The organism is Enterococcus sp. C65 (assembly GCF_040887165.1).
GTDB lineage: Bacteria > Bacillota > Bacilli > Lactobacillales > Enterococcaceae > Enterococcus_B > Enterococcus_B hirae.
This window is the reverse complement of the sequence record NZ_JBFOFG010000003.1, coordinates 67,171-90,295: the sequence shown is the minus strand read 5'-3', so window position 1 is coordinate 90,295 and position 23,125 is coordinate 67,171. Positions and strand designations below refer to the sequence as shown.

Sequence of the window (23,125 nt, the reverse complement as noted above, 5' to 3'; positions counted from 1 at the left end):
TCCTATGACTAAGCCCTTGGAAAATGCTGCTTATAAACATCCGTCATTCTTTTCTTTGTGATATGTGTATAAATTTGTGTTGTTGAGATATCAGCATGTCCTAACAATTCCTGTACCGTTCGAAGATCTGCACCATTTTCCAGCAAATGTGTCGCAAAACTATGCCTTAAAGTATGAGGGGTCACCTCTTTATTGATTCCTGCTTCACGCACTAATTGTTTAAGGTTTTTCCAGATACCTTGCCGTGATAACCCTGTACCATGATGATTGACAAATACATGCGTTTCAGAAGGATTCGCTACAAGGAGGGGGCGTGCTTCGTCTAGATACCGCTCCAACCATTGGATCGCATAATCACCTAGAGGTATGATCCGTTCTTTGTCCCCTTTACCAAGTGTTTGGACCAAGCCGAGCGACAAGTGAAGATCACTTAGCTTTAAACCAACGAGTTCACTGACACGCATACCTGTTGCATACATGACTTCTAGAATTGCTCGATCTCTGATCCCTAGATTTTTGGTTGTATCAGGTGTTTCGATCAATCGTTCAACCTCAGTCAAGGATAAGGTACTAGGTAACTTTTGAACCTTTTTAGGCGTATCAATGTGTTGCATCGGGTCATGATCAGTCAATCGTTCTTGACGTAAGAATTGATGAAATCTTCTCAAGCTAGTAATCATTCTGGTCACGGTTGCTGGAGCTTTCTTTTCATCATGCATCTTTTCCAGATAATTGATCACGACGTAGCGATCGACATCTTGCCAGGAAGTGATTTGCTCATCTTCTAAATAGTGAAGATACTGTAACAAATCTCGTTCATAACTTTTTCTCGTATTTAATGACAAGCCACGTTCAATCGTCAAATAGTGGAGATAATCATTAATTTCTTCATTCATAATAATCCACCTCGTGCTCTTCTATCATATCAGATACCCTTCATTTTCGATAGTCTATTTTACAGCTAGGCAAAGAAAAAGCCGTCTAGCAATCAGACGGTTTTGCTTTCTTTTTCTTTAGTGTAACATTTTTGACAAATACCATGAAATGTTAAGCGATGATCTTTTACCAAAAAGTGATACCGTTGCTCCACAATTTCTTCCACTTCACACAATAAATCTTCTTCAACCTCTTCAATCGTGCCACATCGTAAACACAATAAATGATGATGGAAATGTTTTGCTCCTTCTTTTCTCAAGTCATAGCGAGCAACACCATCATTGAAGCTGACTTTATCAATGACTTTCAAATCGGTCAAAATCTCTAACGTCCGATAGACAGTAGCTAACCCAATTTCTGGACTCTTTTTTTTCACTAGAAAAAAGACTTCTTCTGCCGATAAATGTTCTTTCTCATTTTCTAAAAGTACTTGTAAAGTTGCTTCTCTTTGTGGGGTTAATTTGAACCCCGACTCGTGCAATTGTTGTTTCGTTTTTTTCATTACTGACATCGCATTCATAACCATGTATTCAACCCCGACAATTTATAATAATTATAATCAAACAAAAAGAATCTCTTTCTAAATTAAAATAATTATAAGCTAGTTAAGAAAAACATGCAAGGTATTCTCAATTAGATTTTCTAATTCGTTTCGTTACGCCTGCTTCTTGTTTGACTAGTCCTTGTTTTAATAGATTGCCGATTGCTCGTTTAAAAGCTCCCTTGCTTATACCAAAAGTTTTCATGATATCTTCCGGATCAGATTTGTCAGTAAAATGGATTTGCTCATCTGCTGATCGTTCGATGATCGTTAAAATCATTTGTGCATCATCAGAGATTGCTTCATATGCTCTTGGTTTTAATGAAAGATTCAATACTCCATCAGGTCTCACGCCAATTACTCGTCCTTTAACTTGTTCACCTAAGCGCGGCTCATTATAGCGTTCGGATGGGTGGATAAATCCGATATAATAATCATCTGTTAAGACGTACGTTCCGGTCAGTTTCAAGCGGTAAGCAACGCCTGTAATGTCTTTATTTTTGATTTCTTCTGTTCCACGTTTACTCAATGATTTAAAAATCTTTTCATCGGCTAAACTACCCCAAATTCGGTCTTTGCTATCGACTCTTAAAGCAACCATTAAACGATCGCCTTTTTTAGGCCAAAGTTCTGTCATCGTTGGTAGTTCATCTAATGAGACTACAAAATCTTTGTCGGGTAATCCAATATCGACGAATACTCCTAAATCTTTTCGTGAAGCAGTCACTGTACCAAAAGCATAATGACCAATTCGACTTTTAGGAATCAACGTAGTAAAACGATTTTCATGTTTTTGATTTTGATAACCAAACCCTTCGACTGCTTCACCGATACGATAGGTCCCTTCGGTTTTACTTAATCCAAAAGTTTGTCCATTTTTCTGGACAAAGTAATTTTTTTCATTTTCATCAATTACCATTCCGGTAAATATTGTTGCCAATAATTCATTCATCTTATTTCTCCTTATTTATAAAAGATTCAGCCATCTTTTCTTAGCTATCATAACATAATGTTCCCATGATTAGTAGTTGGTTTGGTCTTATACGTCGCAAAAAAACTCAGACATCGTGTACCTGATCCTATATGGTCATCCACTTAGTTCCATACGATCTACGATATCTGAGTAGTATTTGATCATTGTCTATCTAGCAGATTAATGACTGCCATTTCCGCCAAACCAGCCTGTTTTACAATTGATCGTCACAATATAAAATGGTAATGCACTTTCACCGATTCCACGCATCAAATTAGATTGGGTTGAAGTAGCATAAAGATTATAGTAACCTTCACCATTTTCGATTCTCGCTTTTTCTAGTTTATACCCACCTGCCACAATGTAGCCTCGTTGAATACAAGTAGCAATAACACTTTGTTGGACTCCTGGTGCCCAATTCCATGCTGGATTAGATGCATCAGCCACATCACTTTGTCGAGTTGACATGATGGGTTGATTGGCTGAATTAGTCTTATTGGTAGTTGAACTAGATTTTGCATGTTGTGCAGCCAGAGCTGCAGCTTGTTTGGCTGCTTCAGCTGCTTTTTTTGCTTCTTCAGCTTTTTTCGCTTCTTCTTTTGCTTGTGCTTCTTTCTGCTCTTTCGCAGTCAAGGTTTCATCTACTTTTTTTAGTTGATCTTTTAAAGCGACAGCTAGCTCTTCATTTTTGATTTGCTCTACAGCATTTTTTGCTTCGTCATACTGCTCTCTGTTCGCACTGTCTACGACTTGATTATCATGATAGACAACGTTCACTTTATCTTTAGCCGTCTGCAATTGTTTGTATTGATCCTCTGCTTCGGTTTGCGCTTGCTTGATCAGACGTCCAAAAGCAGTTTCATTTGTAGTGATTGGTTGAATGGCTTGATCCTCTTTTAGTTTAGGATCAGCTGCTAAATGATCATCGTCAATCACTACCGAAGTAAATAACTGGTTGACACGTTGAATATCTTTGATTTTGGTTTGGATATCCTGGAATGTTTTTTCTAATTCAGGGTATTCTTTCTCTTTTTTTACGTCATTCAGATCAGTCTTTAGTTTAGCTAAGTCTTGATTGATCATTGAAGTACGGATAAACTGGTGAGACGGATCTGTATAAAAAGCATTCAAGGCTGTTTGTAGATCTGCCACCTTTTGTTTTTGTCTTTCTTCTTGTGCAGCGATTTGTGCCTGAACATCTTGCTGATGGTCATAATAAGCCCAACCACCGACTCCGAGCAAGACGATTGCTGCTAAAGCCAGATACGGTCCTTTTTTCGATCTTTTTCGTTTCCCCTCATCAGTCTTTGCTGATGTAACTGGTTCTTTTTGTTCCGTTTCTGTCCTTTGATCGATTTCATTTGATAATTCTGTTTTTTCTATAGCTTCTGGTTTTGAAGAATCTTTCTTACGAATTTCTTCTTTTGGTTCTTCTTCTTTTACCGATTCTTCTTTCGATATTTCTTCTTTTGCTGTTTCTTCTTTTGCTGTTTCTTCTTTCGATATTTCTTCTTTTAGAACTTCTCCGTTTGATTGATTCTCTTGTGATGGAGCTGCTTTCGGAATATCTTTTTCTGAAACTTCAGGTTTCAAATTTTCGTTTAACGCTTCGTCCTCATGGGTTGAGTTTTTATCGACATCTTCCGCACTCGTTTTTTCTTCGACTTCTTTTTTTCCTATCAAAAGTTTTTCTGACGATGATTGGACGTGAGTCGTTTTTGAAGCGGGCACTGGTTCTTCAGTTTGTTCCTTAGAAGAAAGCAGTTGATTTTCTTCTGAAGTTTGGGGTGCCGTTAAGCGTTCATGATTTTTTTCTGTTGCCGTTTCGAACGTTTCTTCTTGATCAATCGCTTGATGGTCAGTTGGCTGAACAACGCTATCCTTCGTATCAACTGTTTCCTTTTCTTTCGTTTCACGTTCGTTAGTTCCTGGCACTGTACTTTCTTGTTTTGAATCAGTCTCTTTGGCATTTTTAGCTGCGAGTTCCTCTTGGATCATTCGCATCAATTCTTCTGCATGTTCTTCTGTTGTATCTTCTCTATGAGCTTTGATATAAGCAGATAAAATCGAATTTTCTTTTTCATGATCAACAAATTCTTTTAATTCAGCTACTCTTTTTTGTTGTTCTGCTTCGAGTTCATCCGTCATTTCATCGCCGTTAACTTGTTTTTTCGAATCAGTTCCTTCTTCACTTGTTGACGGCTTTTTGTTTGCCTTTTTAGTGACTACATCTTCAGCATCATTAGTTTCTGCTAGATTCGTTTCTTCAGATGATTCTTCTTTAAACAAGGCCATGACCGATTCTAATGGTAACTCTGTTAATTCTGACCATTCGATTGGATCATTTAATTCCGTGTCAGGAAAATGTTCTTCTGAAGAATCTATTGGTAATTGACTGTTGTTCTTTTCTTCATTCGTGTGTTGGTCTTGCTCTTTTATTTGGTAACCACAATCAGGACAAATCAACTTTCCTTTGATTTTCTTTGATCCACACGTTGGGCATTTTTTTATCACTGAGCGATCGGCTCCTTTTGTTAGGTTTACGCTACCATTTAATCTACCATATTCTGAAAGTTTCGCCAAGAGCCTATTTTGATCAAACGGATATCAAATAGTATAACTCGTAAAAATAAAACAAATAATTTACAAAAAGTTTCTTATAATTACGCATAGTTACGCAATTATTTATGTTTTCATCATCATAATCTTAATAGAGCATCAATTATTTGTTTATTATGATCAGATTCAAGCTTTTGACTCAGCTATTGACTAAAAAAGTAGCACGGGATCATCTATTCTGATCCCGTGCTACTTTGTTTTCACTAAAGGCTACTCGCTATTTTAAAAGACAGTCATTGTCTATAAGATTCAAAATTTGAATCCTATTTTTACTCTAAGAAATCTTTCAATTGTTTTGAACGTGATGGATGGCGTAATTTACGTAACGCTTTCGCTTCGATTTGTCGAATACGTTCACGTGTTACTCCGAATACTTTCCCAACTTCTTCGAGTGTTCTGGTACGACCATCGTCTAAACCAAAACGTAGGCGGAGAACATTTTCTTCGCGGTCAGTCAATGTATCTAAAACATCTTCTAATTGTTCTTTTAACAATTCATAAGCCGCATGTTCTGCAGGACTAGTAGCTTCTTGGTCTTCAATGAAGTCTCCTAAATGAGAATCATCTTCTTCACCAATTGGTGTTTCTAAAGAAACCGGCTCTTGCGCGATTTTCAATATTTCACGTACTTTTTCTGTAGGAAGGTCCATTTCTGCCCCAATTTCTTCTGGCGTCGGTTCTCTTCCTAAATCTTGAAGTAATTGACGTTGGATACGGATCAATTTATTGATGGTTTCTACCATATGCACTGGGATACGGATCGTACGTGCTTGGTCAGCGATGGCACGAGTGATTGCTTGTCTGATCCACCATGTAGCATAAGTTGAAAATTTGAATCCTTTACGATAGTCAAATTTTTCAACAGCTTTCATCAAGCCCATATTTCCTTCTTGGATCAAATCAAGAAATTGCATGCCACGTCCAACATATCTCTTAGCAATACTTACGACCAAACGAAGGTTTGCTTCAGCTAAACGCTGTTTTGCTTCTTGATCACCTTCTTCGATTTTTAAAGCAAGAGCTACTTCTTCTTCCGCAGTTAATAGGGAAACACGACCAATCTCTTTTAAATACATACGAACTGGATCGTTGATTTTTACACCAGTAGGTGCTGACAGATCTTCTGTTTTTGCTTGTTCCGCTTTTTTCTCTGCACTCTTCAAGCTATGGATCGATGGATCTCCATTTTCATCAACAACGCTGATTCCAGCATCCTCGACTTTTTGGATCAATTTATCCATCTCATCCGCATTCAATGTGAATGGCGTTGCAAGTTTATTTGAAAGATCATCATACACGACTTGTCTTTTTGGTTTGTTTTCTTTGATAAAAGCTGCTACTGCTGCTTCATACTTTTTATTCTCTGTTACATTTGCCATAAAAGAAGGCCCCCCTTGAGTAGCTATTCGGCTTGTTTTAACTGTTTTGTTAAATTAATGATCTCAATCGTTAATTCCAATTCTAATTGCTTGTTTCCAGTTCTTCTAGCCTCTTGCTGCATTTGTTTTTTTAAAGTTATTTCATCAGCTAAACTAGACTTTCTGATTACACGCAATAAGTCTTGGATTTCTCTTGGTGTGCTTTCTTCGGCTACACGCAAATACTCGATTTCCACCACTAAACGCCTTAAATTTTCATCTTGCAAAAAGTCCAAAAACTCCGCAAGGTTGAATTCATCATGTTGTGACACAAATGCATCGAATAAAAAATATACTTCTGCATAAATGTCATGAATAAACTGAAATTGCTGTTCTTTCAAAAGATTACGGACAGATATCTCTTTGAACACTCTGTACAAGAGCATTTGTTCCGCTTTTTCTACTTGAGTCAGCGGTCTCTTTTTCGTTATTGCCGTCCGTGAAATAGCTGGTTCTGGCAATGTCGTTGGTTGGTTGGTTCGATTCGTTTGATTTTCCCTGCGAAAATCCCGTATTTGCTTTTGCAGGGTTTCACGACTAAGTTGAAATTCGGTCGCTAGTTGCGACAAATACATATCTTGTTCGATTGGCGAGACAACTTGACTAAGTTCTCTCGATACCTCTTCTAAGTACTGGATTTTATCTTTTTCATTCTCCAGGTTCTTGTCTTGCTTCAAATAACGTGACTTGAAAGTAAAGACCGTTTCACGACCATGAAAGATCAGTTCATTAAAGGAGTCATTTCCATATTTACGTAAATATTCATCGGGATCAAGTTTTTCCGGAATCACAACGATTGATAATTGCAATCGACTATTTTGTCGTAACAATTCGATCCCTCGATTCGTTGCCTCGAATCCTGCCTTATCTCCATCGTAACAAAAAACTAGTTCTTTGGTTACTCGTTCGATCTGCTGGATCTGTTGATTCGTTAAACTCGTTCCCATGGAAGCTATCCCATTTTTTACACCTGCTTGCCAAGAAGCAATGACATCCATGAAACCTTCAAATAAAAGAACTTCACCGCTTTTTCGGATATCACTACGTGCTTTATCCAAGTTGAACAACACTTGTCTTTTATTGAATAATTCTGTTTCTGGACTATTCAAATATTTGGGTTGATCTTTTTCTTGTCCTTTTTCTGGTGCAAGCCAGCGTCCAGAAAAACCAATCGTGCGCCCTTGAGGGTTTCTGATAGGAAACATGATACGTTGGTAAAACCGATCAGATATTCCTCCATCCTCATGAGTGATAAACAAACCAGAACGTTCCAACACTTCTTGATCGTATGCTTCAGTTTTAAATACTTGTTTCAAAAATGAACGTTCATTCGGTGCAAATCCGATCGCAAATTCTTCAATCAATTCTAGTGTCAAACCACGTTGTAGTAAGTAATCTAAAGCTTGCTCGCCTACTTTCGTGTGTAGCAACATATGATGATATACTTCTGCGGCTTTTTCATGCGCTAAAATCAATTTTCCTGTAATTGAATCGCTATTTTCGAAGGGAAGTGTTTGTTTGCGCCATTGATCTTCTAACTGAATTTGTTCAAAATCAGCAACTTTGACGACTGCTTCTGGGAAACTAAGTCCTTCTAGTTCTTGAAGAAAAGTAAAGACGTTTCCTCCTTTTCCGCAACCAAAGCAATGAAAAATCTGTTTATCTTCAGCCACCGAGAAAGATGGTGTTCGTTCTTCATGAAAAGGACACAAACCTAAATAATTCTTTCCAGATTTTTTTAATTGGACGTATTGACCAATCACCTCAACAATATTCGTTTGTCCACGAATCGTTTCAATGACTTCTTGAGGAATCCGTTGAGCCATGCTTTCACCCCCTGTAAATAGCTAATTGGCATCTGTCAAAGAGATACCTCAGGAGAATAACCGGTAAAAAATCGCACTAACGAAAATCAGTGCGATTTTAAAGGACACAATTATACATGTTTCATTCTATCACAATTCTAAACTTTTTCAAGTATAATACTTGTCATTCTAAGAACAAGCAACGGTTTATTTCGTTGTTGCTAATTTATTCAATAAGTAGTCACGGATATTGGTCTTTCCATAAATCAGTCTCAAAATGATATTAACGATCATAAAACCAATGAAATATGGCCAAGCCGTTCCTAACCCAAGATCAACTTCTAACAGATGATGGAAAAGCATCGCTGCTACATAAATCCCCACAACAGTTGTTACCGCTAAGAAAATTCGCAACGGATTAAATGGATAACACGCTTTGACTACTGCCATACAGCTGATTCCGATCAATAGATAATACATTAAAGTGGTCGTTTGCAACTGGGTAAATGGCAAAACTTTTCCTAAAATATAAACCACAATAATATTCAATACGACTAGCAATGCATTTGGCAATGCATTGATCAATGCTGTTGGTAAATAACGATAGGTAATCTTTCGTTTATCTTGTTCAAACGATAAGAAGAAAGAAGGATAACCTTCAATAGCTAAGTCAATCAATGTGATCTGGATTGGGATGAATGGAAACCCGATTGCAGTAATTGCGCATAAGATAGAAAGAATAAACGAATAGATCGTCTTGATAAAGAAAATACCTGAAACTTTGGTCACATTGTTCACGACACGACGCCCTTCGAATAAGACTTCTGGTAAAGTCGTAAAATCAGAATCAAGTAAAACGAGATTAGCAATTTGTCTTGTTGCACCGTCTCCTTCAGCCATGGCGATACTGCAGTCTGCTTCACGCAGTGCCAATACGTCATTGACTCCATCCCCAGTCATAGCCACAGTTCCACCACTTTGTTTTAATTCATTCACTAATGTTTTCTTTTGTTGTGGACTCACACGACCAAAGACCGTGTACTCATGAGCGGCTTCCCGGACAGCTTTTTCTTCTGTCATCGTAGAAAGATCAACATACGAATCATAATTTGGTAAGCCTGCACGGCGGGCAATATTTGAAACTGTGAACGGATTATCACCTGAAATAACCTTTAGATTCACACCTTCATCATGTAAATAAGCTAATGTTTCTTCCGCGTTTTTACGTATTGGGTCGTCAATCTCAAACAGCGCGATTGGTTCAACGCCTTTTGGCTCTCCTTCAGTCAAATGTTGTTCAGGAGCGACCCCCAGCATCAATACACGGTAGCCATTTGCTTGAGCATCCACCAAACTTTCTGGCAGTTGTGATTTTTCAACCAAACGTTCAGGAGCTCCTACATAGATCACACCTAATTCAGGAAACTCCATCGCTCCCCATTTTCGGTCAGAAGAGAAAGCTAACTTTTCAGTCACAGTATAGCGATTAGCTACTTGAAAGTAATCTCTAAGTGCCCGCATGGTAAGATTATTGTCACTGCTTTCAGCTAGATAGGTTCCCATGATTTCAGGAATCGCTTTTTCGTACTTAGGATTTAGGGCTTCGACCCGTTGGATACTCATTTTTCCTTCAGTGATCGTCCCTGTTTTATCCAAGCAAAGCGTATCTACATGAGCAAGTGTTTCAATCGAATACATATCTTGGACCAAGATTCTTTTCTTTGCTAATTTCGTTACACCAGTAGTCAGTGCAATACTAATCAAAAGGACTAAGCCTTTAGGCAACATCCCTAGTAATGCTGCTGCCGAAGCAATAACAGAAATCTTAATGGAAGCATCACGGATAAATAACGCTTCTAAAAATAAAATAATACCTAATGGAATGATAATGAAGCTAGTAAATTTTGATACTTTTCGAATAGAATCGACAAGTTCAGAATGAATCGCTTTATGGGTTTTTGCCTCACTCGTTAGGCGAACTGCATAGTTGTCTGCACCAACACGAATCGTTTGAGCTAAAACAGAACCACTGGTTAAGAAACTACCTGAAAGCAATTCATCTCCTTCGGTTTTGACAATCAGGTCTGACTCCCCTGTCAATAGTGCCTCATTGGCTTCTGCGCGTCCTGAGATCACTCTTAAATCAGAAGGAATCTGTTCCCCTGCACCAATCTTTACGACATCTCCTAAAACTAATTCTTTCGTTGAAATCGACTGCTCTTTTCCTTCGCGGACAACTCGTACCTCTGATTGCGAAACAATCGATAACTTTCTTACTAGATTTCTAGCATGGATTTCTTGATAGATACCAATAATGATATTCACCACAATGATTGCCAGGTAAGCCATATTGGAATAGGCACCGACCAATAGTAAGCAAATCCCAATACCAAAATTTAAAAAGTTGAACAGCGTTAGTATATTGTCACTAAGAATCTGCTTAGTACTTTTTGATGCATCCTCTTGGTAATCATTTTGCTGCCCAGAGGAAATTTTTTGTCTCACTTCTTCCTGAGTAAGACCCTTCATTTCTTTCGTTTCCATTTTTCGCCAACTTTCAAAAAATAATCAATATATTTAAGTCTAGCTTGTTCTATTATTAAAAACAACTTATTTTTTACAAATTTATACAAAATAATAACACATGATTCTATGCCGCTGAGAAATCCCAGCAAAAATCATGTGCCATTCAACCTTTATTTATATTGTTCTTCTAAACGACTCATCCACCAACCTAATGCGATACCAGCAAAAAATAAAATGGGACAAAAGATGATTCCTAGTAAACTTAAATTTGTGTAATCTGTAGGAACAATCATTACCGTCGAAGCAAAAACAACTCCTAAAATAAAATGGAACAATTTACTATATGCCTTAGAAAAGATAAAATCAAATAACTTTGATAACGTCAACACGCAGACTACCGCACCTAAACCGATCGGTAAAATCACGTCTAAGCGAGCTTCTTTGAAACCATCAGCCATCGCCTTATATAACCCCATATAGACTAAAAAATTCGAGGGACTCAGTCCAGGAACAATCATCCCTAAGCCGATTAGACCGCCAGCGATGATCCAAGTTACTGTGTTTTGTTCAACTTGACCATCAAATAGTTGTGATCCGTAAAGTAAAAAGAAATAAGCCACGATCAATGTGACGATCATCAGGATGATATCACCTGATTGCCGCCCTTTCTTTCCAGCTTCTTTCCACAACGCTGGAACAGTACCTACAATACACCCAACAAAAAACCATAAAATCGTCGTTTCATATGTCCCTAATAAGAAACTCACCAAAAAGGAAAGCAAAAAGACTCCGCTGATGCCTCCTAATCCAACAGGCAAAAAGAAAAGCACGTTTTCTTTAAAATTTCTGGTTAGATGAGCTAAAAAAGAGATCAATCGTTCGTACATCCCAAAAACAGCTGCTAAAGCGCCTCCGCTTACCCCCGGTAAAATAAAACCCGAACCGATAAACATTCCCTTTACAAAGCGCAATAGCCAGTCTTTCCCTGAATCTTTCGCTACCTTTTCTGTTATGATTTGTTCTTTTTCCACTTTTTTGAGCACTCCTTCTTTCTGATAAGATAAAGATCTAGCAAAAAATCTCAGCATTACACTCAATTAGTTAAAAACTTTGTCATATAACTCAATGAGGTCTTCATTCATCTTGACAACTTTTGTGTAAAACATGTTCCCTCCATTATGATAAAGATAACCGCCATTGTAAAGCAATGAGGGGACTCGCCAATAGCGATACTTGGTTTTTTTCTCATTACCTAAAAGTGGACTCAAGACATTTTTGGAATATTCTTCTGCTATCTCCATAGTATTTTCCCCACCTCGGTTTTTTACGTAGACAATATAATCCTTACCGAAGTTATAGGCTTGTATAGCTGTATCAAGATCACATCCTTGTTTTTTTGCCTCATTGATCATTTCTGCTAAGTAGCTGACTCCTTGATCGATACTTTCTTTTTGATTATCGATCACATTGGCTTTACCATAGGCGCTTTCCGAACTTTGCATCAAATCAATCCCCTTGCCTTTTGATTCTGTTAAAATAATCCCCTTGACCAAAGACTCGTACTCTTCCATATGGTACTTTTTGATTGCTGTTGTTATTTCTGGTTCGTACTTTTCTACTCTTTTAATCGATTGATAGGTTTTTCCTAAGATGATCAATACTCCTATGACCAAGACAATCACTAAAAAAGAGACGATTCTTCGAAAGATTGATTTTTTCTTTTTTTTCATAAACATTCACCTAGTTATTTTGACATCTTTTTTTATCTTACTATTTATTATCGTTCTTGGCTATTTCTTACTAATCATTTGTTCCTTTCCTTAATAAAAACTGAATTTTTCGGAATTTTTTACTATCTTACGAAAATGATCGTTGTTTTTTTAGGAAAACAATTGCTCTTATAGGAGAATTGTCGTTATACTTTAACCAGTAGGTGATTATGTGAAAAAAGAAAAGAAATATGCAAAAATGACTGATGGAACAGAGATCTATTATGAGAAAAGCGGAAATGGCATGCCTCTGTTTTTACTCCATGGTAATGATGGCAGTGGTCGTTTCTTCTCAGAGCAAGTTCCTGTCTTTAGTCAGTTTTATACCGTTTATCTCATCGATAGTCGAGGTCACGGACGTTCAACGAATCAAGCAAATACCTTGTCTTTTCGTTTGATGGCAGAAGATCTTTATACCATCATGCTACTTGAAGGAATTACAAAAGCAAATATACTAGGTTTTAGTGATGGAGCTAATCTTGGATTGGTCTTTTCAAGTTATTATCCAGAGAAAGTACACCGATTAATATTAAATTCAGGAAATACTTTAGTTAAAGGGGTTTTATTCTCAGCGAGACTGCTTAGTTACTGTCATTATATTGGTATGTGGTTGCTTTCTTTAGTTTGCCCATCGCTTAGAAAAAATTTGTTGGTGATCAAATTGTTGTTAAAAGATATCGGTCTTTCAACAGCAGATTTAGAGAAAATCAAATGTAAAACATTGATTATTGTTGGAAAAAAAGATGTGATCAAACTGCAACACTCCCTTTACCTAGCAAAAACGATCCCAAATGCTTCTTTTGTTTTAGTGAACGAACAAGGACATCAGTTAGCTAGAAAAGATCCTCAACGTTTCAATCAAGAAGTATTAGATTTTTTGTCTGAATAATAAGAATAGTAGGTGATTTTTTTGTTAAAACAAGCCTTACAATGGTTCAAAAACCATTTAGGTCTCTTTAAAACAATCTTTTTAATTTCTGTGGTTGTCATTATCGTTAGTGAATTGATCAATATTGGCAAAACACTATCGATTGCTCAATTAGCCGAAACATTTGCAACGATCCCACTTTGGAAGACGGGGTTGATGCTCATTGTTGGATTACTATCTGTTGCACCGATGATTGGGTATGACATCATCCTTAACCGCTTGTTGGGACAAAAATTAAAAAAGAGCTATTTATTTGAAACAAGTTGGTTGATCAATACCATCAACAATGTTGCCGGTTTTGGCGGCTTTGTCAGCATCGGATTACGCTCCGAATTATACGGTCATAAAAAAGACAGTAAGCAGTTGATGCAAGCTTTGTCGAAGATCTTTTTATTTCTAATGGCTGGATTATCTATTTATAGTTTGATTTCTTTTTTTATGGTCTTTTTTGCACCGGTTGCGCCTTTTATTAAGCAGTATTGGATTTGGTTGATCGGTGGTGGGTTATACTTCCCACTTGTTTTTGTAGTCACTACCTTAAAAAAAGAGGGCTACCTCGGAGGACTCTCATTAAAAACACAAGGACAATTGCTGCTTGTCTCGATCTTAGAGTGGTCTGGTGTCTTGTTCACCTTTCTAGCAGTTGGGGCACTTATGGATATCAAAGTCGATTTGTGGCAAACGATACCGCTCTTTATCGCAGCTTCAGTTATCGGAATCGTCTCGATGATTCCTGGTGAAATCGGTAGTTTTGATATCATGATGATTATCGGTCTTTCTGCCATAGGTGTGCCAAAGGCAACTGTAGTCGTTTGGATCTTACTGTACCGAATTTTTTATTACATTATTCCTTTTTTGATCGGAATCGTCTTTTTCTTTAAGAATATTGGTTCAACCTTTGATCAACGTTATTCTGGTATTCCTAAGCAGCTGGCAACAGAGATTGCTCATAAAGCCGTCGTCGTCCTTTTATATTTTTCTGGTATCATGATGGTTCTTTCAGCAACGATCCCACAAGCTTTTACCGAGTTTCGTTGGCTGCATAGTATCAATCCGTTAAGGTTGCATTTTATTATTCAATTCCCAAGTATGTTGTTAGGATTTCTCTTTGTCATCATGGGGCGTGGGATTGCTGCAAGAGTCAAAAGAGCCTATTGGCCAACTATTGCACTGATCTTTTTAGCAGCATCTTATGTGACGATTATTGACTTTAGCTTTACTGCAGCTATTTTCCTATTGTTACTGTTGTTGATCGTAATTGCTTCGAAAAATGAATTATTTAGAGAACAAATCATTTATTCATGGGAATGGTTGACGATTGATGGTGTGATTATTGGTGCTTTAGCGTTGCTTTACATCATTATTGGTGTTTATAATCTGCCAACATTTCCTCATCGTAAGCATCATTTTATTTCGTTCTTTTTGTTCCCGTCAGAAAAGATTTGGTTATCTGGATTATTTGCTATTATTGCAGTAAGCTTTATCATCATTCTTTTCGTCCACTTCCTACAAGGAAAGAAACAGCAAGTCGGCGAACCGTTGGATGAAGAAAAAGCGTTAAATATCCTCCATACCTTTGGCGGAAATTCTGACAGTCAATTGATTTTCTTAAAAGACAAGCGCATGTTTATTTACGAAAAAGACCAAGTTGGAACGGTTTTATTACAGTTTGCTTGTTACAATAATAAATGTATCGTGATGGGCGATCCTTCGGGTAAAAAAGAAGATTTTCCTGCTGCTATCGAAGCGTTTATTGAAGAAACTGATCGTTTGTGTTACCTACCCGTCTTTTATGAAACGAGTGAAGAAATCGTGATGATTTTACATGAATTTGGCTATGATTTCATCAAAATGGGCGAAGAAGCACATGTTGAATTAGCCAATTTCACTACTTCTGGAAAGAAAATGAAAGGGTCACGTGCGATCTTGAATCGGATTGACCGAGAAGGTTTTACTTTTGAGATTATTCAGCCACCTTTTTCTGCGACACAGATGACTGAACTCAAACAAATTTCTGATCAATGGTTAGGAAGCCGAAAAGAAAAAGGTTTTTCACTGGGGTTCTTCTCAGAAGATTATCTACAGCGGGCACCGATCGCTGTTTTAAAAGACCCACAACAAGACTTAGTAGCATTTGCTTCGATCATGCCAACCTACACAGATAACAAAATCGGCACGATTGATTTGATGCGTTATGATCCTGAGAAAGCACCAGCTGGAAGTATGGATTATCTTTTCCTTCATTTATTTGAGTATATGAAAGAGGAACAGATTGAGTTTTTCAACTTGGGGATGGCGCCATTATCCAACGTTGGAACCTCAAGAAAAAGTTTTATTCAAGAACGAATCGCTTACTTAGTTTATGAATTTGGTTCACATTTTTACTCTTTCCACGGCTTGCGTGAGTATAAAGATAAATATGCGACTCATTGGACTTCCCGCTATACTTCCTATTCACGTGACAGTTGGATTGCCTATGTCATGATCGCATTATTGATCATTGATAATGCACCAGTTGACCATAAAAAGCGATTAGTAGGTTTAAAGAAATGGTTACAAAAACGCTGAATATGACAACTTATATCTAATGATGGAAGAAAAAAAGACGCATGATTCTAAAAGTCATCTGACTTGTTGAATCGTGCGTCTTTTTTATTTATCTATCCTTTGTTCTTAGGCTTCGATTTCTGTTACGATACCTGAACCTACTGTACGACCACCTTCACGAATGGAGAAAGTCGTCCCGTTTTCAATAGCAACAGGATGAATCAATTCTACATCGATCGTTACGTTGTCGCCAGGCATGACCATTTCCGTTCCTTCTGGCAAAACAATTGTTCCTGTTACGTCAGTTGTGCGGAAATAAAATTGTGGTCGATAATTATTGAAGAATGGTGTATGACGTCCGCCTTCTTCTTTAGTCAAAACATAAACTTCTGCTTTGAATTTAGTATGAGGTGTAATTGAACCAGGTTTGGCAATCACTTGGCCACGTTCGATGTCTTCTCTTTGAATCCCACGTAATAACACACCTACGTTATCCCCTGCTTCACCGTAATCAAGCGTTTTGCGGAACATTTCAACTCCTGTTACTACGGCTTTTTGCGTTTCTGGTTTGATCCCTACGATTTCGATTTCATCACCGACTCGAACAGCCCCACGGTCAATCCGACCAGATGCTACTGTTCCACGTCCAGTAATTGAAAATACATCTTCGACGGGTAACAATAATGGTTTGTCCGTATCACGTTCTGGTGTTGGGATGTATTCATCGACTGTGTCCATCAATTCCATGATAGCTGCTTCTGCATCAGGATCACCTTGTAATGCTTTTAATGCTGATCCTTTGATTACAGGTGTATCATCACCTGGAAATCCATATTCGCTTAATAGTTCACGAACTTCCATTTCTACTAGATCAATTAATTCTTCATCATCGACTAAATCTGTTTTGTTCAAGAAAACAATCAAATATTTCACGCCTACTTGGCGAGAAAGTAAAATGTGTTCACGAGTTTGAGGCATTGGGCCATCCGTAGCAGAAACAACCAAGATTGCTCCGTCCATTTGAGCTGCCCCCGTGATCATGTTTTTCACGTAATCCGCATGCCCTGGTGCATCGATATGTGCATAGTGGCGTTTGTCTGTTTCGTATTCCACATGAGCAGTATTGATCGTGATTCCACGTTCACGTTCTTCTGGCGCTGCGTCGATACTAGCATAGTCTTGAGGATTTGCTAAGCCTTTTTTACCTAGTACTGTAGTGATCGCAGCAGTTAAAGTAGTTTTCCCATGGTCGACGTGTCCAATGGTTCCAATATTTACGTGTGGTTTACTTCTATCATAATGTTCTTTTGCCATAATTAACAAACCTCCTAATTAATTTAGAGCTTTAAAGTTTTGCTCTCATCTGTTGTCCATTATAGACTTCTTTGGAAAAATCCAAAAAGAATCTGTCCGCCTTACTTTTTGTAAGTATCGAACAATTTGTATTATACGTCAAACTTGGTCAAAGTCAACCAAGAACACTTATGCTGATTAATGACTAATTTTTCATCAGCCAACCATGCGTAATTGTTGTGACTATCTCCTTGTTTTCACTACAATGGGCTCTTTCGTAACTATCAATATTCGCGATAAAAACAAATCATTTCTTGTGTCGCTACCGATTTAAATTGGCATTTTTCATAAAATCGACGGGTTCGTTGTTCATTTTCTGTCAATAAAACTTTTTGTCTGACTTTTGGATAAGCTTGTACCATTTTTTCGATTAATTGTGTCCCAATCCCCATGTTTTGATAAGCTGGATGAACAAGCAAATCTTGAATGTAAAGAATTGTTTCGCCATCCCCGACACTACGGATCAATCCAATCAATTGTTGTTCGTCCCATACCGTTATCACTTTGAGAGATTGTTGGATTCCCAGAGCTAATTGTTGGATGTCATTCGTATAGGCTGACCATCCTACAGCTGTATAGAGCGCGAACAATGCATCAAGGTCAATTTTTTTCTCTTCGCTGAATTCCATGTGCTTTCTATCCTTTGCTATATTTTTGTATGATGTAATCCGTCTCAATCTGTCGTTAACTCAATCAGATTTCCTTCAGGATCTTGGATAACTGCTTCATAATAACCGTCGCCCGTAGTTCTTGGTCCACTGATCAGTGGAAAGCCATCTTTTACAAATGTTTCAGCAAATGAATCCACCTCTGTTTTTGTTCCCACTGAAATTGCTAAATGAGCATAACCAAAAGTATCGACTGCACGATCTGATAAAAAAGGCTTTGTAATCAATTCAATCCGACTTCCTGAGGTAAAATTCAGGAAGTAAGATTGAAACCGGGTTTTAGGATTCGTGTATTTCTCTGAACTTTCTGCAGCAAAATAGTTCTCATAAAACGCTCTCATTTTTTCTAAATCATTAACCCAAATAGCAATATGTTCAACTTTCATTTTGTAACACTCCTTTATATTTTCGTTATCTCTTCCTATCCTTTATACCATTTTCTCTTTATTTGATAAAGAATGATGTGATTATTTTGGCTTTTGCTCTTAGTGATCAGTTCACAAAAGAAATGGTGTTATCTGGTAAAAAGAAAGCTGTCATTCTGAAACATCTAAAGATATGCACTACTTATATAGTTTACACCTGCAAAAAAACCAAGGAAAACTTTATACTGACCGAAAAAAGTTAACTTTTTAATCCAACTTTTAACGTTCACTATAGTTTCTCTTGGCTCTTTTCTTGTCTGCTACATTTTATTGTATTCTCTGAATAAGCATTCTTTTAATAATTATAAACGATTTAATACTTCGTCTACATTTTTGATCATGACTGAGATTGTTCCATCTGGGTTATTAACAAATTCGATCAAATCTGGATTTCGGTAGACGTCTACAGGGACGATCAATTCGATTCCATTGGATAACTTGAATTTTTGTTTACCAAATTTTTTCTCAGAAATTTCTTGGACTTCTCTGACTGGCAAAGCTTCAGCAACAAATCCCTGTTCTTGGACTTCTTCTTGAAAAGCTAATTTCGCTGTGATATTTTCTTTGAAGACTTTTTCCGCAATCATTTCATGGTCTAGTCTGCCCTTTTCCTCGATCGTATCATAAACAGCCTCTTTTAAATCAGCCACTAGATCAAATTCTTCAGTTTCAAATTTTTTCCCTAAACTTTTAGCTACTTTTTGGATCACTTTGACATTCTCTTCTAATGAAGGCGCAGGAACACTTTCGATGACTCTCCCCGAAAAATAGAGTTCTTTTTTTCCAGAAAACTCATATTTTTTTTCAATCAATTCATAGGTTAAATCAGTTAACGCCACCGCAAACGCTTCATCTGCCTTTTGGGATTTTGCCCCCAATATCGCTCGATTCAAAATCAATTGATTGGCGATTCCTGTTTCGTCTGCCTCTACAAAATGTGTATAGGATTCTCGGTAATTGACTTTTAACAAAGCCACATACATCACCGTATCTACTTCATACAAAACAACAAAGACATCAGCGCTTGGTGCTTCTTCGCTTTCTTGATAGATCTCGAACCAGCGTTGAACGATCCCTTCACTTGCTGCTACAAAGTTTTCTTGACAGTCCTGGACTTGTTTCGCCATCATACTTTCAGGTGACAGCTGTCCTGTTTTAGTTTGTGCAGAAGAAATTTTTTGGATTTTCTTTTGTAAAAAATCTCGAATAAACTCTTTAGTCAGATCCAATTCTTGTTGAGAAAATACGGGTGATCCCGTTTCACGATCAATAATATGCATAATTGCTTTTTTTAAATAAATATCCATGTTCTCATTCCCTTCTGGTTTAGTTTACGGAAAATCAATACAAAATACCAGAACGAAAATCATTATTTTCCTTTTTTTGAAAAAAATAATTGTCTCCTAAACAAAATGGATTCCTTTTTTGAGAAAATGCGCTACACTTAAAAGTGAACTAAAAATTAAGGAGTTGAGAATATGGATTCATTAACAAATACGTATCGTTTATCAAATGGTTATGAAATTCCGATTGTTGGTTTTGGTACTTGGCAAACACCGGATGGCGATGTCGCAGTTTCTTCAGTCAAAGAAGCGCTAGCTGCTGGTTATCGCCACATTGATACAGCACAAGGTTACAAAAACGAGGAAAGCGTCGGTCAAGCGATCAAAGAAAGTGGGATTCCCAGAGAAGAGATTTTTCTAACAACAAAACTTTGGAATGCCAATCACAGTTATGACTTAGTGATGTCTTCGTTTGAAGAATCACTACAAAAATTACAAACAGATTATATTGATCTTTTCTTGATCCACTGGCCTAATCCTGTGGCTTTCCGTGACAATTGGGAAGAAGCAAACGCCCAAACTTGGCGAGCTTTTGAAGAGCTGTATGAAGCTGGAAAAATCAAAGCCATTGGCGTCAGCAACTTCTTGCCCCATCATCTGGATGCGTTACAAAAAACAGCCAAGATCATGCCAATGGTCAACCAAATTTTCTTAGCTCCTGGTGAATTACAACCAGCAGTCGTTGACTATGCCAAAAAACACGAAATGATCCTGGAAGCTTACAGCCCGCTTGGCACAGGGAAAATTTTCGATGTACCAGAGATGCAGGAAATTGCCAAAGCCCATCAAAAGAGTATTGCTCAGGTTGCTTTACGCTGGTCCTTACAACATGGTTTCTTGCCTCTGCCAAAATCCGTAACTCCTAGTCGGATCAAAGAAAATGCTGAACTTTTTGACTTTGAACTGTCAGAAGAAGAAATGCAACAAATCGATCAATTAGATGGCGTAGTTGGTAAAGCAAAAGATCCAGATACTACCCAATTTTAATTTAAGGATGTTTGATAACAATGACTCCGATTGAACGTTTAGAAAGGCTCTCAGAAGAAATCACTCGTACTTTTCATCCTGATTTTATCTTTTTGATCGGACCAGACAAGATCCAACACTTCCCAGCACGTAACTGGTCCCATGATCAAAAAATCCAAGAGCTAACCAACCGTTTCGATCATTCGCTAATGGTTACGACTTGGCAAGGACATGAAGTGATCTATTCACCTGAACTGTCTGTCTTTGCTTTGATTCCTTGTTCCAAAACAACGTAGCTGACTTCAATGATCGTGATAAGTCGATACACACTGAGTTTTTCTTGCCGGTGTCGTATCGGCTTATCTTTTGATATACACCTAAAAAGAGGAAACATTTCTGATAAAAACAAATATTTTCCTGAAAAATTACGTATAATACATACATATCTAAGTTTTTTTCGTATAATCCTTTTCATTTCATCTTTTTTTTCTTATAATCGAAAGGGTATGAGCGAAGGAGAGAACATATGAAGAAAAAACAAAAACAAAAATTACTCAATCAATTCCGTCCTTCTTTAGATGGAATCAGAAGTCAATTATTTCATTCTTTAGAGGATGAAAGTCTACGTCGTTACGGCTTACCTTTACAAGTCATGCTTGATCCGAAAGACCGCCACATCTTAACGATTGGACTTGCAGGAAAAACAAATGAAGATACTCGCATCAATGTACCGATTGATGATAATTTCACAACTGTCTTAAAACGAATCCGTTCAGGAGAAAAAGACATTTTTGAACGCTTCCGTGACAACTTATTGATTGAAATCGTTTCTTATTGGAATGATCAACGTCTTAAAAATGATGAACCAACTGCTCAAGAGGTTTCTACACCTGTTGCTGAAACAAAAGTTGCTGACTCAAAACCTGTGGAATCACCTAAAACAGCTGAAGTATCAAAAGCGGAAACAACTGAAAAACAACGCTCAACTGAAACTGCCGCTTTGAATTTCGCTGATTTTTCAAGCGCAGTAGCGGAATATCCAAAATTTTATGTAGAAAAAGAAGCTGATGCAGCAGTCATCTATGAGAAAACCTCAGATGAACCACGTAAATTAGCTGAAATTTCAATGACAGCAGAAAACCAATTTACAATTGAAAAAGCGTTAGAACGCAAATACAAAGTGAAACTGACATTGATCCCATTGATCGAACAGTTTGCTGCAACAGCTATTTCAGAAAGATAACCAGTTTCACAAATCTATCCACCGCATCAAAAAACGGCTTTTTGTCAAATGATGCCGGTAATGAGAAATCATAAAATGTTAAATGAGCAGAAAGGCAATTGCCCTCTGCTCATTTTTTTATAGTAAAATATTTTTTCTATTACTTTTAATCACCAAAAGTTGTCAATAATCTTCACCAATCTTAAAAAAGATAGAACCAAAAAACCAAGCGGTCTCTTCCCCTTAGTTTATTGGTTATGTTTTTCCAGCTTACCCATGTGCATGATAAAAGACATTCAGTTCGTAAGCGACACCAGAAATAATTACTGCTAGTAAAAGGACTAAAAGACCTAAAACTACTTTTTGCTTTTTAGAAAAAAGCGTTTTTTTCTTCTCTAATTGCCTTGTTTTCAATATTGAATCTGTGGAGATAAAAGAGAAACAAACAACATAAGACAATAAAACTACTACTGCACTTAACGAAAATCCAGCTAAAATATCACTTGGATAATGGACTCTTAGATATAATCGAGTTGCTGCAATCAGCAATGGATAGCTGATAAGATACCAAGCAACTCTTCTGGTATCCTGACGACTCCAAATAATACTTAACGATAAGATAATTGTTAGGAAAAGCGCAAAGGATAATAAAGAATGTCCACTAGGAAACGAGTAACTCGTACGTATTTCCAATTGTGAAACGGCAGGTCTGATTCGTGCAATGAGCTTTTTTAGAATATACCCAAAAAAACTAACCGCAAAGATATTACAGATATTCCAAATCGCTAACAAATGGTAATTCTTTTTCCAAATATAAAAAGCAAAAAGAAAGGCGAAACATAAGGTCGGACCAATCGTTGCTAACTTAGCAAACAAACGAACAATCGCTGTTAGTTGTGGAAAATTAGGTAAATCGATCTTTGTATAAACCGCTAAATCTAGTGTTTCGAACCATGGAGGATTGATTTTTACGCATAAAATCAATCCAATCAAAAGACATAATGGAACGATTGATAATTTCAGTGCTTTTTGTTGATAATCACTCATAAAACTTTCACTTACTTTCTAACTTCATCTGACTAAACA

General features: G+C 37.3%; 19 protein-coding genes. 5 read left to right on the top strand and 14 right to left on the bottom strand.

What is annotated here, in order from left to right; genetic code table 11:
* Nucleotides 1-8: 8 nt before the first annotated feature.
* The 9 genes from xerD to AB3I12_RS04010 form a co-directional block, all read right to left on the bottom strand.
* On the bottom strand, nucleotides 9-896 hold the full coding sequence (gene xerD / locus AB3I12_RS04050; RefSeq protein ID WP_010719582.1) for a site-specific tyrosine recombinase XerD: 888 nt from the start codon (nucleotides 894-896) through the stop codon (nucleotides 9-11).
* A gap of 92 nt (nucleotides 897-988) precedes the next feature.
* Nucleotides 989-1,462, bottom strand: a complete 474-nt coding sequence (locus tag AB3I12_RS04045; protein WP_010719583.1) for a Fur family transcriptional regulator — start codon at nucleotides 1,460-1,462, stop codon at nucleotides 989-991.
* Nucleotides 1,463-1,565: 103 nt separating this feature from the next.
* Nucleotides 1,566-2,429 carry a S1 RNA-binding domain-containing protein gene (locus AB3I12_RS04040; protein ID WP_010719584.1) on the bottom strand — a complete coding sequence of 288 codons (864 nt, stop codon included), beginning with the start codon at nucleotides 2,427-2,429 and terminating at the stop codon, nucleotides 1,566-1,568.
* A gap of 201 nt (nucleotides 2,430-2,630) precedes the next feature.
* Nucleotides 2,631-4,964 (bottom strand): cell division site-positioning protein MapZ family protein, encoded by a 2,334-nt coding sequence (locus AB3I12_RS04035; protein WP_063626902.1) that lies wholly within the window; start codon nucleotides 4,962-4,964, stop codon nucleotides 2,631-2,633.
* A gap of 374 nt (nucleotides 4,965-5,338) precedes the next feature.
* The gene (rpoD, locus tag AB3I12_RS04030) at nucleotides 5,339-6,448 is read right to left on the bottom strand and encodes an RNA polymerase sigma factor RpoD (protein ID WP_010719586.1); all 1,110 of its coding nucleotides are present in this window, start codon (nucleotides 6,446-6,448) and stop codon (nucleotides 5,339-5,341) included.
* 23 nt (nucleotides 6,449-6,471) lie between these two features.
* A complete protein-coding gene (gene dnaG / locus AB3I12_RS04025; protein ID WP_063626901.1) occupies nucleotides 6,472-8,313 on the bottom strand; it encodes a DNA primase in 1,842 nt (613 codons plus the stop codon).
* A gap of 186 nt (nucleotides 8,314-8,499) precedes the next feature.
* Nucleotides 8,500-10,821, bottom strand: coding sequence for a cation-translocating P-type ATPase (locus AB3I12_RS04020; RefSeq protein WP_196763512.1), 2,322 nt, complete (start codon nucleotides 10,819-10,821; stop codon nucleotides 8,500-8,502).
* A 167-nt stretch (nucleotides 10,822-10,988) separates the two neighbouring features.
* Nucleotides 10,989-11,771, bottom strand: coding sequence for a DUF368 domain-containing protein (locus AB3I12_RS04015; RefSeq protein WP_225792594.1), 783 nt, complete (start codon nucleotides 11,769-11,771; stop codon nucleotides 10,989-10,991).
* Between the two features lie 144 nt (nucleotides 11,772-11,915).
* On the bottom strand, nucleotides 11,916-12,548 hold the full coding sequence (locus AB3I12_RS04010) for a lysozyme family protein (protein ID WP_053766455.1): 633 nt from the start codon (nucleotides 12,546-12,548) through the stop codon (nucleotides 11,916-11,918).
* 211 nt (nucleotides 12,549-12,759) lie between these two features.
* Here AB3I12_RS04010 and AB3I12_RS04005 point away from each other — a divergent pair, with 211 nt between their 5' ends.
* Both AB3I12_RS04005 and mprF read left to right on the top strand, forming a co-directional pair.
* Complete coding sequence (locus tag AB3I12_RS04005) at nucleotides 12,760-13,476, top strand: alpha/beta fold hydrolase (protein WP_010719591.1); 717 nt, start codon at nucleotides 12,760-12,762, stop codon at nucleotides 13,474-13,476.
* A gap of 21 nt (nucleotides 13,477-13,497) precedes the next feature.
* The gene (gene mprF, locus AB3I12_RS04000) at nucleotides 13,498-16,083 is read left to right on the top strand and encodes a bifunctional lysylphosphatidylglycerol flippase/synthetase MprF (RefSeq protein WP_010737339.1); all 2,586 of its coding nucleotides are present in this window, start codon (nucleotides 13,498-13,500) and stop codon (nucleotides 16,081-16,083) included.
* A 105-nt stretch (nucleotides 16,084-16,188) separates the two neighbouring features.
* On the opposite strand, the gene tuf is transcribed toward mprF, so the two are convergent.
* From tuf to AB3I12_RS03980, 4 genes are all read right to left on the bottom strand, one after another.
* Nucleotides 16,189-17,376, bottom strand: a complete 1,188-nt coding sequence (gene tuf / locus AB3I12_RS03995) for an elongation factor Tu (protein WP_010719593.1) — start codon at nucleotides 17,374-17,376, stop codon at nucleotides 16,189-16,191.
* A gap of 263 nt (nucleotides 17,377-17,639) precedes the next feature.
* Nucleotides 17,640-18,044 (bottom strand): GNAT family N-acetyltransferase, encoded by a 405-nt coding sequence (locus tag AB3I12_RS03990; RefSeq protein ID WP_063626896.1) that lies wholly within the window; start codon nucleotides 18,042-18,044, stop codon nucleotides 17,640-17,642.
* 44 nt (nucleotides 18,045-18,088) lie between these two features.
* Entirely contained in the window at nucleotides 18,089-18,469 is a 381-nt protein-coding gene (locus AB3I12_RS03985) for a VOC family protein (protein ID WP_010719595.1), read from the bottom strand.
* A 341-nt stretch (nucleotides 18,470-18,810) separates the two neighbouring features.
* Entirely contained in the window at nucleotides 18,811-19,815 is a 1,005-nt protein-coding gene (locus AB3I12_RS03980) for a nucleoid-associated protein (protein WP_010719596.1), read from the bottom strand.
* Nucleotides 19,816-19,986: 171 nt separating this feature from the next.
* Between AB3I12_RS03980 and AB3I12_RS03975 the strand changes: the two genes are divergently transcribed.
* The 3 genes from AB3I12_RS03975 to AB3I12_RS03965 all read left to right on the top strand — a co-directional run bounded on the left by AB3I12_RS03975 (nucleotide 19,987) and on the right by AB3I12_RS03965 (nucleotide 22,060).
* Nucleotides 19,987-20,838 (top strand): aldo/keto reductase, encoded by an 852-nt coding sequence (locus tag AB3I12_RS03975; RefSeq protein ID WP_034700247.1) that lies wholly within the window; start codon nucleotides 19,987-19,989, stop codon nucleotides 20,836-20,838.
* A 20-nt stretch (nucleotides 20,839-20,858) separates the two neighbouring features.
* Nucleotides 20,859-21,113 carry a hypothetical protein gene (locus tag AB3I12_RS03970; protein ID WP_010719598.1) on the top strand — a complete coding sequence of 85 codons (255 nt, stop codon included), beginning with the start codon at nucleotides 20,859-20,861 and terminating at the stop codon, nucleotides 21,111-21,113.
* A 230-nt stretch (nucleotides 21,114-21,343) separates the two neighbouring features.
* On the top strand, nucleotides 21,344-22,060 hold the full coding sequence (locus AB3I12_RS03965) for a hypothetical protein (RefSeq protein ID WP_034867500.1): 717 nt from the start codon (nucleotides 21,344-21,346) through the stop codon (nucleotides 22,058-22,060).
* Nucleotides 22,061-22,309: 249 nt separating this feature from the next.
* Here the strand turns inward: AB3I12_RS03965 and AB3I12_RS03960 are convergent, their stop codons facing one another.
* On the bottom strand, nucleotides 22,310-23,086 hold the full coding sequence (locus tag AB3I12_RS03960; RefSeq protein ID WP_034700241.1) for a phosphatase PAP2 family protein: 777 nt from the start codon (nucleotides 23,084-23,086) through the stop codon (nucleotides 22,310-22,312).
* Nucleotides 23,087-23,125 lie beyond the last annotated feature (39 nt).